The following is a 14148-nucleotide window of genomic DNA, read 5'->3' as shown; positions in this document are numbered from 1 at the left end:
TGCATACGATGGAAACCCCTTCTGCCATGCCCACTGATGATCCAAATCATGCTCGCCTGATTGCGCGTCGCAAGGCTGGCTACGAGCACAAACAGGCTCGCGCTACTGGCGAGAAAGGCTTATTGATCGTCTTTACCGGCCCCGGTAAGGGTAAGACGACTGCGGCATTGGGAATGGCGTTACGCGCTATTGGCCACGGCATGCGGGTTGGCATCGTGCAGTTCATTAAAGGCGGGCAGGACAGCGCCGAGCGAGCGGTGTTCAGCGGCTTCGAGAACGTGGATTTCCAGGTCATCGGCGATGGTTTCACCTGGTTGACCCAGAACCGGGAACAGGATATCGCCACGGCGGAACGGGCGTGGGCCGAAGCCGAGCGGATGATTCGCGATCCCCGCTATGCATTGGTGATTCTGGATGAACTTAATCTCGTTTTGAAATACGGCTATCTCGACTTGACGCGGGTGCTGGCTGCTTTTTCGGCGCGGCGGGCGGAATTGCATATCGTGGTCACCGGGCGCAATGCCCCGCAGGCGTTGGTGACGCAGGCCGATTTGGTCAGTGAAATCCGTGTCATTAAGCATCCTTATCGGGAACAGGGCGTAAAAGCACAAAAAGGCATTGAGTTTTGAATATTCAGCCCTTTCGCACTTATCTGGATCAGGTGGCTGCTGCGCTGAAAGCTGGCAACGCGACTGAACACACCCATCGTCCAGCGTTAAAGACCTTATTGGAAGCGCTGGATAGCACGATCATCGCCACTAATGAGCCGAAACGGATTGCCTGTGGCGCGCCGGATTATATCATCATCAAAGGTGATTTGCCGCTGGGTTATATCGAGGCCAAGGATGTTGGGGCTGATCTGGATGCAGTAGAGAAGAGCGAGCAATTACAGCGTTATCGGGCCAGCCTGGGTAATCTGTTACTCACGGATTATCTGGAGTTTCGCTGGTATGTCGCTGGAGAACAGCGATTGGCGGCGCGGTTGCCGCTGAAATGGATTGCAACCGCTGCCGAATCCGTTGCCGAGTTATTCACGCAATTTCTGAACGCCGACGCCCCGCTGATTAACACGCCGCGCGATTTGGCGTTGCGATTGGCGGCGCGGGCGCGATTATTGCGCGGCTTGATTCAGCGGGCATTAGCCGAGGAAGCCGCCGAAGGTTCATTACAGGGTCAAATGCAGGCGATTCAGGAAGTTTTATTGCCAAATTTGACGGTAGAGCAATTTAGTGATCTGTACGCACAGACGCTTTGTTACGGCCTGTTTACCGCCCGCTGCCACGCTAAATCGGGAACGCATTTCACCCGCCAGCACGCCGCTTATGATCTGCCGAAAACCCATCCCTTTCTACGCACTCTGTTCAATCATATTGCTGGACCGGAGTTGAATGAGGACATTGCCTGGGCAGTGGATGAGGTCGCGGAATTGCTGGCGCGTGCAGACATTGCGGCGATCTTGCAGGATTTCGGTCAACGCACCCGCCGGGAAGATCCGGTGGTTCATTTCTATGAAACCTTTTTGACAGCGTATGATCCCGCATTGCGGGAAACCCGGGGCGTGTATTACACCCCGGAGCCGGTGGTGTCGTATCTGGTGCGCAGCGTGGATGCGCTGTTAAAGCGGGTTTTTCAGTTGCCGCTGGGTTTAGCCGACGCCGGAAAAATGACCCTTACCGAGGGTGAAAAAGAGATACAGGCCCATCGAGTGCAGATTCTCGATCCAGCCACTGGTACCGGCACGTTTCTATACGAGGTGATTGCGCATATCCACGCTACATTCGCCGGTAATCAGGGTTTATGGTCGGATTATGTGCGCGAGCATCTGTTGCCGCGTCTGTACGGCTTCGAGTTGTTGATGGCGCCGTACACTGTTGCACATTTGAAACTTGGCCTGCTGTTGCGGGAAACCGGTTATGACTTCGCCAGCGAGGATCGCTTGCGGGTGTATCTGACCAACACCTTGGAACAAGTTCGGGAATTAACTCATCTGCCGCTGTTTGGCGAATGGCTGGTCAAGGAAGCGCGTAATGCCGCTCACGCCAAGCAGAACGCGCCGATTATGGTGGTGCTGGGTAATCCGCCTTATTCCGGGCATTCCGCTAATCAGGGTGAATGGATCGCCGGTTTATTGCGTGGACTGGATGGGTTGAGTAATAAAAAAACCGGCAGTTATTTTATGGTGGACGGGGAACCCCTCAAAGAGCGCAATCCCAAATGGTTGAACGATGATTACGTCAAATTCATTCGCTTTGCACAATGGCGAATCGAGCGCACCGGTTACGGGATTCTGGCGTTGATCACTAATCATGGCTATCTCGATAATCCGACGTTCCGGGGAATGCGGCAAAGCCTGATGCAGACTTTCGACCAGATGTATCTGCTGGATTTGCACGGCAACAGCAAGAAGAAGGAGAAAGCGCCGGATGGCGGAAAGGATGAAAATGTGTTTGATATTCAGCAGGGTGTGGCCATTGGGCTGTTTGTTCGCTCGCCTCTCCTGGTGGGGGAAGCGTTGGAGGCGAGGGCCAAATGCCAGGTGCATCATGCGGAATTATGGGGCGAACGGGAGGGAAAATATCGGCAGCTTTTGGAAAACGAGGTTGAAAGCACGGAATGGCGACGCATTGAACCACAAGCGCCTTATTATCTGTTTGCGCCGCAGAATGTGGATTTGCTGGGTGAGTATGAATCCGGCTGGAAAATCAACGAAATCATGCCGGTTAACAGCGTCGGCATCGTGACCGCCCGCGACGATTTGACGATTCATTGGAGCAAAGAGGAAATATGGGAAACGGTTCAGAACTTTTCTTCCCTGCCTTCAGAGGAGGCGCGAGATAAATATAGCTTGGGTAAGGATGCGCGGGATTGGAAGGTCAGTCTGGCGCAGAACGATTTAAAATCCGGCAAAGGGTTGTCCAAGGATTATATAAAACCGATTCTCTATCGACCTTTCGATGTGCGTTATACCTATTATACCGGGAAAACGCGGGGATTTATTTGTATGCCGCGCCCGGAAGTAATGCAGCATATGTTAAAGGATAAAAATATTGGACTTATTGCAACTCGTACAACAAAAGACGAATGGGATTGTTTGGTAACGAAAAGCGTATGTGGTCATAAATCGTGTGCAGCTTACGATATTAATACGCTCTTTCCACTATACCTTTATGATATTACAGGTAAGACATGCAATTTTACTCCTAGATTCATGGCTAATTTAGAAAAGATTCTAAATCTTATTTTCATTCCTGATGGTCGAGGCGATCTGGAAACGACAATCGGTCCCAAAGATGTCTTTAACTACGCTTACGCTATCTTCCATTCTCCTGCTTACCGCAGCCGCTACGCCGCCTTTCTCAAAATGGATTTCCCACGCCTTCCTCTAACTTCGGATCGAGCGTTATTCCAGACATTATGCATCCTCGGCGCGGAACTGACGGCCCTGCATCTGATGGAACGCGATGCTCCCGCTATTGCCAGTTATCCGGTTGCTGGCACAAACCGAATTGATGCCGTTCGCTACTCTGAACCCAACAACGATACGCCAGGCCGAGTCTGGATCAATGCCTTGCAGTATTTCCAAGGCATTCCCCCAGAGGTGTGGAATTTTCATATCGGCGGCTATCAAGTTGTGTCCAAGTGGTTAAAAGACCGCAAAGGGTGCGTACTCCGCTTTGATGATCTGACTCACTATCTAAGGATTTCCGCCGCGATCCAGCGTACTCTGCAAATTCAGCAGAAAATCGATGAAGCGATTACGGAATGGCCGATTCGGTAGCGGGTTAAGGAAGGCGGCTTATTAGGTTAACCACATTTCCAGGGAACTTAAATTCAAATGCGCTTCAATCGCATCCGCCAGCCTGTTTATACCATCTTCTCGTTGTTGCCGATAATCCGGCGTTTCCCTGACCGCCAATCCCGCCCAATGCAATAACGCATCACGAGCCGAAGCCGCGTCAAACAGTCCATGCAAATAAGTACCGAAAATTTGACCGTCATCCGACACGGCACCATCCCAGCGACCATCGCTTAACTGAACTACCGGTTTTGCCAACGCCGGTCCGGTGCTAACGCCCACATGAATTTCATAACCCGTGATCAACGCATCGGACAGCATCAAACGACCATCGACCCGTCGCAACTGCTTTTCCGGTTCCAGCGTCGTCTCAAAATCCAGCAGTCCCAATCCCGGACTGCTGCCCGGTTCGCCTTCCAACCCTGCCGGATCGTGGATCCAGCGCCCCAGCATTTGAAAGCCGCCGCAAATGCCGATCAGCTTGCCGCCGTAGCGCAAATGCCGATGAATGGCCGCATCCCAACCCTGCTCGCGCAACCGTTGCAAGTCGCCGCGAGTGCTTTTACTGCCAGGCAGGATGATCAGATCGACGGATGGAATCAATTCACCGGGCCGCACCCAGCACACTTCCACCTGCGGATGCAGCCGCAACGGATCGAAATCGGTGTGGTTGCTCATTCGCGCCAGCACCGGCGCCGCGACGCGCAACCGCTCAACATCCTTGACCACGCCGGACTCGCGCGGCAGAGAATCCTCGGCCTCCAGATGCAACCCTTGCAGATAAGGCAGCACGCCCAGCACCGGTTTGCCAGTTTCGCCGGTCAGCCAATCCAATCCTGGCGTCAGCAGGTTCACATCGCCCCGGAACCGATTAATGATCAAGCCAGTAATTCGCGCCTGCTCACTGGGCGACAGCAGCGCCAACGTGCCATAAAGATGAGCGAACACGCCGCCGCGATCAATATCGCTCACCAGCCATACCGGACAATCCACTGCCTCGGCAAAACCCATGTTAGCGATGTCCTTATCGCGCAAATTGATTTCCGCCGGACTGCCCGCGCCTTCCACCAGCACCACATCATAGGCGGCGCACAGCCGTTGATACGATTCCAACACCGCCCGCATCGCGGTCGGCTTGTAGTCGTGATAACAGCGGGCGTCCATATTGGCCAGCACCCGACCGTGGATGATGACTTGTGCGCCGATGTCAGTATTGGGCTTGAGCAGCACTGGGTTCATATCGGTGTGCGGTTCCAGAAAAGCGGCTTGCGCTTGCACCGCCTGAGCGCGGCCAATTTCGCCGCCGTCCACGGTGACGGCGCTGTTCAGAGCCATATTCTGTGGCTTGAATGGCGCCACGCGAACACCGTGCCGCGCCAGCAGCCGGCACAGACCAGCGACTATAGCGCTCTTACCGGCGTCAGAGGTGGTGCCTTGAATCATCAGAGTTTTAGTATTCATAACGAGATTTTGACTGAAACAGTTGGTTTTTGGCTACACTAAACACCTTGGTAAATTTCGGAAAACACGATGCAATTGAGAAATAACCCTCACTCCCAGCCCCTCTTCCACCTATGGGCGAGGGGTGTTTTATGCTGACCGCACTGCTGTGCATTGGGGCCGCGCTGCTGGATCACTATTTAGGTGAGCCGCGTCGCTGGCATCCGCTGGTGGGTTTCGGTGGGCTGGCACAACGGGTCGAGGCACTGGCTTACGGTCCTCCAGAACTCAGTGCCAAGGCACGGCGTGAACATGGCATCGGTGCCGTGATTGTGTTGCTAGTGCCGTTCATCGTTACGACCTGGCTATTGATAAAAATTCCACTGATCGGGTTAGCCGTGGCGCTGGGCCTGTTGTATCTGGCGATTGGCGCCCACAGTCTGGCCCAACATGCCGAGGCGGTGATGGCAGCGCTACAAGCGGGCGATCTGCCACTGGCACGACAGAAACTGGCAATGATCGTCAGCCGCGATACCGACGATCTCGACGAAGAGGGCATCAGCCGGGCCACGGTGGAATCGGTGCTGGAGAATGGTTGTGACGCGATTTTTGGCGCGCTGTTCTGGTTCGTGCTGGCGGGTGCGGCGGGGGTAGTGGGATACCGGCTGGCGAATACCCTGGACGCCCTATGGGGCTATCGCACTCCGCATTATTTGCACTTCGGCTGGGCGGCGGCGCGGCTGGATGATGCGCTGAACTGGCTGCCGGCGCGGCTGACCGCGTTGAGTTATGCGCTGGCGGGGCGACAACCGGCTTTGGCATGGCGCTGCTGGCAAGAGCAGGCGCCGGGCTGGAAAAGTCCCAATGCCGGCCCGGTGATGGCGGCGGGTGCCGGGGCGCTGGGTTTAGCGTTAGGCGGGCCGGCCCGGTATCACGGCGAATGGCAATCGCGTCCAGCGCTGGGCGAAGGTCTAGCCCCACGCGCCGAGGATATCGGCCGGGCGGTGGCGCTGGTGCGGCGGGCATTGTGGTTGTGGCTGGCGGCGATCCTGGTGGGAGGGCTGGCGCTTGCTTGAGCATGGCGGCGCACTCCGCGCTGCGGTGGCGCACTATGGCCTTCCACTCGATAACTGGCTGGATTTATCTACGGGGATCAATCCCAATGGCTGGCCGGTGCCGCCAATGATTCCGCCTGCGGTCTGGCAACGCTTGCCGGAACCAGACGATGGGCTGGAAACGGCGGCAGCAGCCTATTACGGAACGCCGCACCTGTTGCCGGTCGCCGGTTCACAGGCGGCGATTCAGGCATTGCCACTATTACGCAAACCTGGCCGGGTCGGGGTGTTGAATCCCAGTTATGCCGAACATGCCTACGCCTGGCAGCGGAACGGACATCGAGTCGAATTATTGCCGGTTGAGGCATTAAACGCGGCAATAGATCGGCTGGACGTGCTGGCGCTGGTTCACCCCAATAATCCCACCGCCGCGCGTTTTCCGCTCAATCTGCTGCTGGATTGGCGGGCGCGACTGGCCGCGCGAGGGGGGTGGCTGATAGTAGATGAAGCCTTCATGGACGCAACCCCGGCGGAAAGTCTGGCAGGTTACACCGGTTCGCCGGGATTAATCGTATTACGTTCGCTGGGCAAGTTTTTCGGGCTGGCCGGGGTGCGGGTGGGCTTTGTACTGGCAGAACCGGCAGTGCTGGAATCATTGCAGGAGCAGTTAGGACCGTGGTCACTGAGCGGTCCCAGCCGGTGGGTGGCGACGCAAGCGCTGGTTGATAGCGACGGGCAGGAAAAAATGCGGGCTGGACTCGGCCGACTCAGTGGGCGATTGGCGGAGCTGCTGAAGCGACAGCGGTTGCCCGTGGCTGATGGCACAGCCCTGTTTCAGTGGGTGCCGACGGCGGATGCGGAATTCTGGCAGGACGCTTTGGCGCGGCGTGGCATTCTGGTTCGCCGCTTTGCCGACCCGCCGGGACTGCGCTTCGGCTTGCCCGGATCGGAGCCAGCGTGGCGACGGCTGGAAATGGCGTTAGCTGGAGTACGCGCCGAGCGGTTGTGCTGAGCTGCAATTCGTTTTTCACCATAACGGACAGAATATGATCGTGGAACCGTTCGATCCAAGCCCGACGCAATCTTCAGTCGGCGAAGTTTATCTGGTGGGGGCCGGTCCCGGTGACCCCGAACTGCTGACCTTGAAGGCGGTGCGGCTGATGAAACAGGCCGACGTGGCCGTGTACGACCGGTTGATTGCACCAGCGATTCTGGAGGTGCTGGAGACCCGGGTTGGACGCATTTTTGTCGGCAAGGAACCGGATCGCCATACGCTACCGCAACACGATATCAACCAGTTGCTGGTAAATTTGGCTATGCAGGGCAAGAAGGTGTTGCGACTCAAGGGAGGCGACCCGTTCATTTTCGGGCGAGGCGGTGAAGAGATTGAGACCCTGATGGCGGCGGGCATTCCCTTTCAGGTGGTACCGGGTGTTACTGCCGCTGCCGGTTGCGCCGCTTACGCCGGTATTCCGCTGACCCATCGTGATTATGCGCAGTCCTGCGTGTTTGTGACCGGCCATCTCCGGGATGGCGCGCTGGATTTGAACTGGCCGGCACTGGTGCAACCGCATCAGACGGTGGTGTTTTACATGGGGCTGAAGAGCGCTCGTCCTATCTGCGAAAAGCTGCGCGAACACGGGATGGCCGCTGATAGGCCGGTGGCCTTGATCGAGCAGGGGACTACGCCTCAGCAGCGGGTGTATTGCGCCACGCTGGCGACGTTGCCCACTGTGATTCAGAACACCGAAATCCGCCCGCCGGCGTTGCTCATCGTCGGCGAAGTGGTGAAATTGCACTCGCAGTTGGCCTGGTTTCAACCGACTGGCGCCGTTCAAGCGCAACCGGCGTTGCAGGTCGGGATTGCGGTCGGTTAGCGCCGCTCAACGGTCCCGGAATACACCTGGCGATGCCGGCGCGATGCCGGCTGGCGCTGGTTTGAAGGGCGGGTTGGGCTTGGCCAGCGGCACCGGCGGGCGCACGGGTGGCCTGGGCTGGCGACATTCGGGCCACGGTTGGCACGGTGGCCCAAGATGCGGCGGATAAGGCGGCCTTGGCGGGTAGGGCGGGTAGAGCGGGTAGAATGGATACGGATTGGGGTAGGGCGGCGGATAACCGATGATCACGCTATTACTGTTGTCTTCCTGTTGCTGCTTTTGTTGTTGCAACTGCTGGTTCAGCAGGTCATTTTGCAACTGCTGATTTTCCTGTTCCAAGTTGCGGGTCGCCTGCTCCTGGCGAGCCTGTTCCGTCGCTTGACGTTCACGAGCCATTTGATCGGACAAGGCGTTGATGCGGGCGATTTCGGCAGCGGAATCGACGCTGGAAGGAGCTGGGGGCGGTGGTGGGGCAATGTCAAGCGTCTGCACTTGGGCTGCGTCATCGGGTTTTTTTTCGCTGTAATGCACCTGACCGCTGGCGTCGGTCCATTTGTAAATCTGCTGAGCTTCTGCGGCGTCGTCCAATATCGGGAATAGCGCGGCGGCGAGGATCAGGGAAGTCAGCGGTTTGAATTTCATGATGAGCCTCTATAACCGGACTGCTAGAATCGCAAACTTTGTTTAGGCCACGATCTGAAGGAGTTTCTTTGGACATTCTGTTGATTCTCAAGGCGCTGCTCCTGGGGCTGGTGGAAGCGGCCTCGGAGTTTCTGCCCATCTCCAGTACCGGTCATTTGATCATTGTAGGGGATTTTCTGGATTTCACCGGATCGCGGGCGGAGGCGTTCGAGATTTTCATTCAACTCGGAGCGATTTTGGCGGTGGTGTGGATTTACCGTGAACGGTTGCTCGATATTGCGCTGAACGTAGACTGGGATCGTAAGGTGCAGCGACTGGTGATCAATCTGGCCATCGCGTTCGTACCGGCGGCGGTACTGGGTTTGTTGCTGCACAAGACTATCACTCATTATCTGTTCAACCCGGTGAGCGTGGCCGGGGCACTGGTGCTGGGCGGTTTCGCGATTCTGCTGATCGAACGCTATGCGCGGACGGGGCGGGTGCAGGCGATGGAGGAGATGCGCTGGAAGGATGCACTGCTGGTGGGGATCGCGCAGAGTCTGGCCTTATTTCCGGGGGTGTCGCGGTCGGGCGCGACCATTATGGGCGGGATGGTGGGCGGAATGTCGCGGTTCGCGGCTACCGAGTTTTCGTTCTTTCTGGCGATTCCAACCATGTTCGCCGCGACCTTTTACAGTCTTTATAAAGAATGGCATAACCTGAATTTGGCGGATGTGCCGATGTTCGCAGTCGGCTTTATGGCGGCGTTTCTGGGGGGGCTGGTGGTAGTGCGTTTCCTGCTGGCCTATGTCGGCAAGCACAGTTTCGCACCCTTTGCCTGGTACCGGATTGTGTTTGGCGGCTTGCTGCTGCTGTATTTCCACTATCACCCTTGGGTAGGCAAAGGCGGATGAGCAGGATCGAGAGTTGCCGGCTGGTTGCCGTGAAAGAACCGCTTGAGAAAGATATAACCATGCAGGTGTTTTCCGAGGCGTGGATGCATGAATACGCCCGGTTGTGGAACGCGGAGCAGGCGATGGTCAGGGAATTGATCCGGCAACGGTTTAATGCGGTGATCGGCTATGGTTTTCTGGATCAGCGCAAGCCGCACGGGATTTTGCGGGTGGCACATGGTATCGCTAAACAGGCGAATCATTATGATGACTGCGAACTGAATTGGGATTTACGGGCAGCACCGTCCGATTGGGCACAGTGGCTCGGTCAGGGTTTCAATTTGTCGAATCTGCTGGTGGCGGTGGGTACCCAGCGCCTGCAAGTCTGGAAAGGCGACCACCGGCAGATTCTGCGTAAACCGCCACTGGTCAATGCGTTGCTGCGGGCATTCGCATTGATGACACAAGTCCGGGTTGGTGAACTGTTAACGCATGATGATTAAACGCATGATGATTAACGAGGGCTATGCAGATGCAAAAGACGCTTCTTGACTTCTGGTTTGGCCCGCTGACGGGACCGGAGGCTTTCAACCGCGACCGTTATGACTTGTGGTTTCAAAACGGTCGTGCCTATGACCAAATAATCCGCGAGCGTTTTGGTAAGGGGTGGCGGCAGGCAGTCGCTGGAGAACTGGACGGTTGGGCAGAAACTGCTCAGGGGCGACTGGCGCTGATTCTGCTGCTCGATCAGGTGCCTCGCCACCCACATTCACCGAGGTACAGCGGCAGCGTTCGCGCAGGATCATCGAGCACAAGCACTGACCCTGGCGGGCATGGTGCAAGGCCATGATCGGGAGCTGTGGCCGATTCAGCGGTTGTTCTTCTATTTGCCGTTGGAACACGCTGAAGATTTGGCGGTGCAGGAGCAGAGCGTGGCCGCCTTTACTCAACTACGCGACGAAGCACCAACAATGCTTACGGAAGATTGCGAAGGATTTCTGGATTATGCCCGCCGCCACCACGAGGTGATCGCCCGCTTTGGGCGCTTCCCGGATTTGAACGTCATCCTGGGCCGGGATAGTACGCTAGAGGAGCTGGCATTTCTGAAAGAGCCGGGTAGTTCGTTTCTCTGAAATATCTTGATCTACCTTCATTACTCCAATCAGGATGTAGCCGATTCCAGTCGTCGTCGAAACGCTGCGTAATACAGCACCGGGATGAACACCAGCGTCAGCACAGTGGACACCATAATTCCAAAAATCAGCGAGATCGCCAAACCCCGGAAGATTGGATCGTCGAGAATGAACAGTGCGCCAAGCATAGCCGCCAATGCGGTTAGGATAATCGGCTTGGCCCGCACGGCGCTGGAGCGGATCACTGCTTCCTGAAACGGCATACCGTTCGCCACTTCCAGATTGATGAAATCCACCAGCAGGATCGAATTGCGGACAATAATCCCGGCCAGCGCAATCATGCCAATCATCGAGGTCGCGGTGAATTGGGCGTGGAGCAGGGCATGGCCCGGCATCACCCCGATCAGGGTTAGCGGAATCGGTGCCATGATGATTAGCGGCACCAGATAGGATCGGAATTGCACCACTACCAGCAGGTAGATCAGAATCATCCCTACCCCGTAAGCAATTCCCATGTCGCGGAAAGTTTCATAAGTGATCTGCCACTCGCCATCCCACTTCAGGCTGTAGCCATAGGGATTGTCCGGCTGGCGGATGAAGGACTGTTCCAATGTGCCACCGCCGATAAGCTGATCACGCAGGACAGCGAAGATTTCAAACATGCCATACAGCGGACTGTCGAGCGGGCCGGCCATGTCGCCGAACACGAACACTACCGGCAGCAGATCCTTGTGATAAATGGCGTTCTCACGCTGCGTTTTTTCAACATCCACGATTTCCGACAGCGGCACCAAGGATCCGCTTTGGCTGCGGGTTTTCAGGCTCAGCACTTCGGCGATAGCGGCTTTATCGGCGGTGGGCAGTTCCAACCGCAACGGAATCGGATACTTGGCGCTGGCCGAGTGCAAATAGCTCACATCTTCGCCGCGCAGAGCGGTGTTGAGGTCGGCGGCGACCGCCTGCTGCGACACGCCGAGCAAGGCTGCTTTCGCCCGGTCCACATGGGCGATCAGCCGCTCGGCGGGGTCTTCCACGGTATCGTCTACATCAATAATATCCGGTGTGGCGCTGAATATCGCTCGCACTTGTTGGGCAGCCTGAATCTGGCCGGGATAGTTCAGCCCGTAGACCTCGGCCACCAGCGGGGCCATGACCGGCGGGCCGGGCGGCACTTCCACCACCTTGACGTTGGCGTTATAGCGCTGGCCGATCTCCTGCAAGGGGCCGCGCACTGCCAAGGCGATTTCATGGCTCTTGCGCTGGCGATGTTTCTTGTCCACCAGGTTCACCTGGATATCGCCGACGTTAGCGCCAGCCCGCAAGTAATACTGCCGCACCAGCCCGTTGAAGTTGATCGGCGCAGCGGTACCGGCATAAACCTGATAGTCAGTGACTTCCTCGACGGTGGATAGAGAACGGCCCAGCTCGCCCAATACCCGCGCCGTTTGTTCCAGCGTGGTCCCTTCCGGCATGTCCACGATCACCTGGAATTCTGACTTGTTATCGAAGGGCAGCATCTTCAGCACCACCAACTCGAAATAGGCAAGGCTGACCGAGCCACCGATCAGCAGTAGAACGCTAATGCCCAGCAGCCAGCGCAAGGGTCGGCCACGATTTCCACGCAGGAACGGCCCGACTACGCGCCGGAACAGGCGGTGGGAGAAATTCTCGCTCCCCGCGCCCGGTGGGAGAGGGGTTGGGGGTGAAGGTATTTCGCTCTCTGCGCCCGGTGGGAGAGGGGTTGGGGGTGAGGGTTGGTGCTTTTCCACTACCCGCCGCAATACCTTGTAAGTCAGCCACGGTGTGAATACGAACGCCACCGCCAGCGAAATCAACATGCCCATGCTGGAGTTGATCGGGATCGGACTCATGTACGGCCCCATCAACCCGGAAACGAAGGCCATCGGCAGCAGGGCGGCGATCACGGTAAAGGTCGCCAGAATAGTGGGGCCACCGACCTCGTCCACCGCCAGCGGGATCGCGTCAACCAGACTGCGCCCGCCCAACTGGATATGGCGATGAATGTTTTCCACGACTACGATGGCGTCATCTACCAGAATGCCGATAGAGAAAATCAGCGCGAACAGTGACACCCGGTTGAGAGTGAAACCCCAGGCCCAGGAGGCGAACAGGGTAATGGTCAGGGTCAGAATCACCGCTGCGCCGACGATGAACGCCTCACGCCAGCCCAGTGCGAACAACACCAGTACGATCACCAGCCCAGTGGCGAAGATCAGCTTGGTGATTAACGTCACCGCCTTATCGTTGGCGGTGACGCCATAGTTGCGGGTGACGGTGACGTTGACGCCTTCGGGGATGACGGTGCCCTGGAGTTGCGCGACCCGCGCTATTACCTGATCGGCAATTCGCACCGCGTTCTCGCCGGGTTTCTTGGCAATGGCGAGGGTCACGGCGGGGAATTCGCCCCGGATGTTGATCCCGTTGGTTTTTGCCGCCGGCCCGGTGCCCAGCCATACCGAGCGTTCCGGCTGATCCGGTCCCAGGGTAACTTCGGCGACATCGGCCAGATAGACCGGGGTGCCTTGGTGCAAGCCCACTACCAGACTGCCGATGTCCTCCGAATCCACCAGAAAACTGCCGGCCTGCACCGGAATTTCCCGATTATCGCTGACCAGCGCTCCGGCGTCGGTGGACGCATTCGCGGCTTGCAGCGCGCTGCGTAGGTCACTCAGTGCCAGCCCGTAGCCGGACAGCTTGGCTGGATCGAAGCGCACCCGCACCACCCGGTCGGGCGCACCGATGGTGTACAGATCGCGGGTGCCGGGAACCCGCTTCAATTCGGTTTCCAGGGTATGGGCGACCCGCGCCAAATCATCGGCACTGCGTTGGGGATCTTCGGTCCACAGTGTCAGACTGACGATAGGTACATCGTCAATTCCCTTGGGCTTAACAATGGCTTGGCCGACGCCGAGGTGGGGCGGCAGTCCGTCCGCATTGGAATAGAGCTTGTTGTACAGCCGGACGATGGCGTCGGTACGCGGTTCACCGACCTTGAACTGCACCGTCAGTACCGCCATGCCGGGCCGCGACACCGAGTAGATGTGTTCCACGCCCTCGATTTCTGCAAGCATCTGTTCCGCCGGATTGCTGACCAGCTTTTCCACTTCCTGCGCGGTGGCGCCGGGGAAAGGGATGAATACGTTAGCGAAGGTGACATTGATCTGCGGTTCTTCCTCGCGGGGTGTAACCAGCACCGCGAGTACGCCCAGCAACAGCCCGACCAGCGCCAGCAATGGCGTGATCTCACTCAGCAGGAATTTTTTCGCAATCGCCCCGGACAGGCCGAGGCGCGGTTCAGCGGCATCGCTCATT

9 protein-coding genes and 2 pseudogenes are annotated in these 14148 nt (G+C 57.3%); 8 read left to right on the top strand and 3 right to left on the bottom strand.

From position 1 onward, the window contains the following. The first annotated feature begins 26 nt into the window (after positions 1 to 26). Both cobO and BN874_RS15655 read left to right on the top strand, forming a co-directional pair. Positions 27 to 629 (top strand): cob(I)yrinic acid a,c-diamide adenosyltransferase, encoded by a 603-nt coding sequence (cobO, locus tag BN874_RS15660; RefSeq protein WP_034435126.1) that lies wholly within the window; start codon positions 27 to 29, stop codon positions 627 to 629. Further along, positions 626 to 3778 carry a type ISP restriction/modification enzyme gene (locus BN874_RS15655; protein ID WP_230314459.1) on the top strand — a complete coding sequence of 1051 codons (3153 nt, stop codon included), beginning with the start codon at positions 626 to 628 and terminating at the stop codon, positions 3776 to 3778. The genes cobO and BN874_RS15655 overlap by 4 nt, the downstream gene beginning before the upstream one ends. A gap of 21 nt (positions 3779 to 3799) precedes the next feature. On the opposite strand, the gene BN874_RS15650 is transcribed toward BN874_RS15655, so the two are convergent. Beyond that, positions 3800 to 5257, bottom strand: coding sequence for a cobyric acid synthase (locus tag BN874_RS15650; RefSeq protein ID WP_034435125.1), 1458 nt, complete (start codon positions 5255 to 5257; stop codon positions 3800 to 3802). A gap of 131 nt (positions 5258 to 5388) precedes the next feature. On the opposite strand from BN874_RS15650, the gene cbiB reads away from it, so the two are divergent. From cbiB to cobA, 3 genes and pseudogenes are all read left to right on the top strand, one after another. Beyond that, positions 5389 to 6312, top strand: coding sequence for an adenosylcobinamide-phosphate synthase CbiB (gene cbiB / locus BN874_RS15645; protein WP_034435124.1), 924 nt, complete (start codon positions 5389 to 5391; stop codon positions 6310 to 6312). Then, positions 6305 to 7303, top strand: a complete 999-nt coding sequence (gene cobD / locus BN874_RS15640) for a threonine-phosphate decarboxylase CobD (protein WP_034435123.1) — start codon at positions 6305 to 6307, stop codon at positions 7301 to 7303. The genes cbiB and cobD overlap by 8 nt, the downstream gene beginning before the upstream one ends. Positions 7304 to 7367: 64 nt before the next feature. Then, positions 7368 to 8168: pseudogene (cobA, locus tag BN874_RS15635) on the top strand (uroporphyrinogen-III C-methyltransferase); the annotation flags it as partial. Between the two features lie 6 nt (positions 8169 to 8174). Here the strand turns inward: cobA and BN874_RS25805 are convergent. Next, entirely contained in the window at positions 8175 to 8810 is a 636-nt protein-coding gene (locus tag BN874_RS25805) for a DUF4124 domain-containing protein (RefSeq protein ID WP_034435121.1), read from the bottom strand. A gap of 68 nt (positions 8811 to 8878) precedes the next feature. On the opposite strand from BN874_RS25805, the gene BN874_RS15625 reads away from it, so the two are divergent. The 3 genes and pseudogenes from BN874_RS15625 to BN874_RS15615 all read left to right on the top strand — a co-directional run bounded on the left by BN874_RS15625 (position 8879) and on the right by BN874_RS15615 (position 10815). After that, complete coding sequence (locus BN874_RS15625; RefSeq protein WP_034435120.1) at positions 8879 to 9703, top strand: undecaprenyl-diphosphate phosphatase; 825 nt, start codon at positions 8879 to 8881, stop codon at positions 9701 to 9703. Next, positions 9700 to 10185 carry a hypothetical protein gene (locus BN874_RS15620; protein ID WP_051497921.1) on the top strand — a complete coding sequence of 162 codons (486 nt, stop codon included), beginning with the start codon at positions 9700 to 9702 and terminating at the stop codon, positions 10183 to 10185. The genes BN874_RS15625 and BN874_RS15620 overlap by 4 nt, the downstream gene beginning before the upstream one ends. Positions 10186 to 10208: 23 nt before the next feature. Beyond that, positions 10209 to 10815, top strand: a pseudogene (locus tag BN874_RS15615) (DUF924 family protein). Between the two features lie 29 nt (positions 10816 to 10844). On the opposite strand, the gene BN874_RS15610 reads toward BN874_RS15615, so the two are convergent. Further along, entirely contained in the window at positions 10845 to 14147 is a 3303-nt protein-coding gene (locus BN874_RS15610) for an efflux RND transporter permease subunit (protein WP_034435119.1), read from the bottom strand. Between the last annotated feature and the right edge of the window lies 1 nt (position 14148).

It is taken from the genome of Candidatus Contendobacter odensis Run_B_J11 (assembly GCF_000531125.1).
GTDB lineage: Bacteria > Pseudomonadota > Gammaproteobacteria > Competibacterales > Competibacteraceae > Contendibacter > Contendibacter odensensis.
This window is presented reverse-complemented; position numbering and strand designations above follow the sequence as displayed.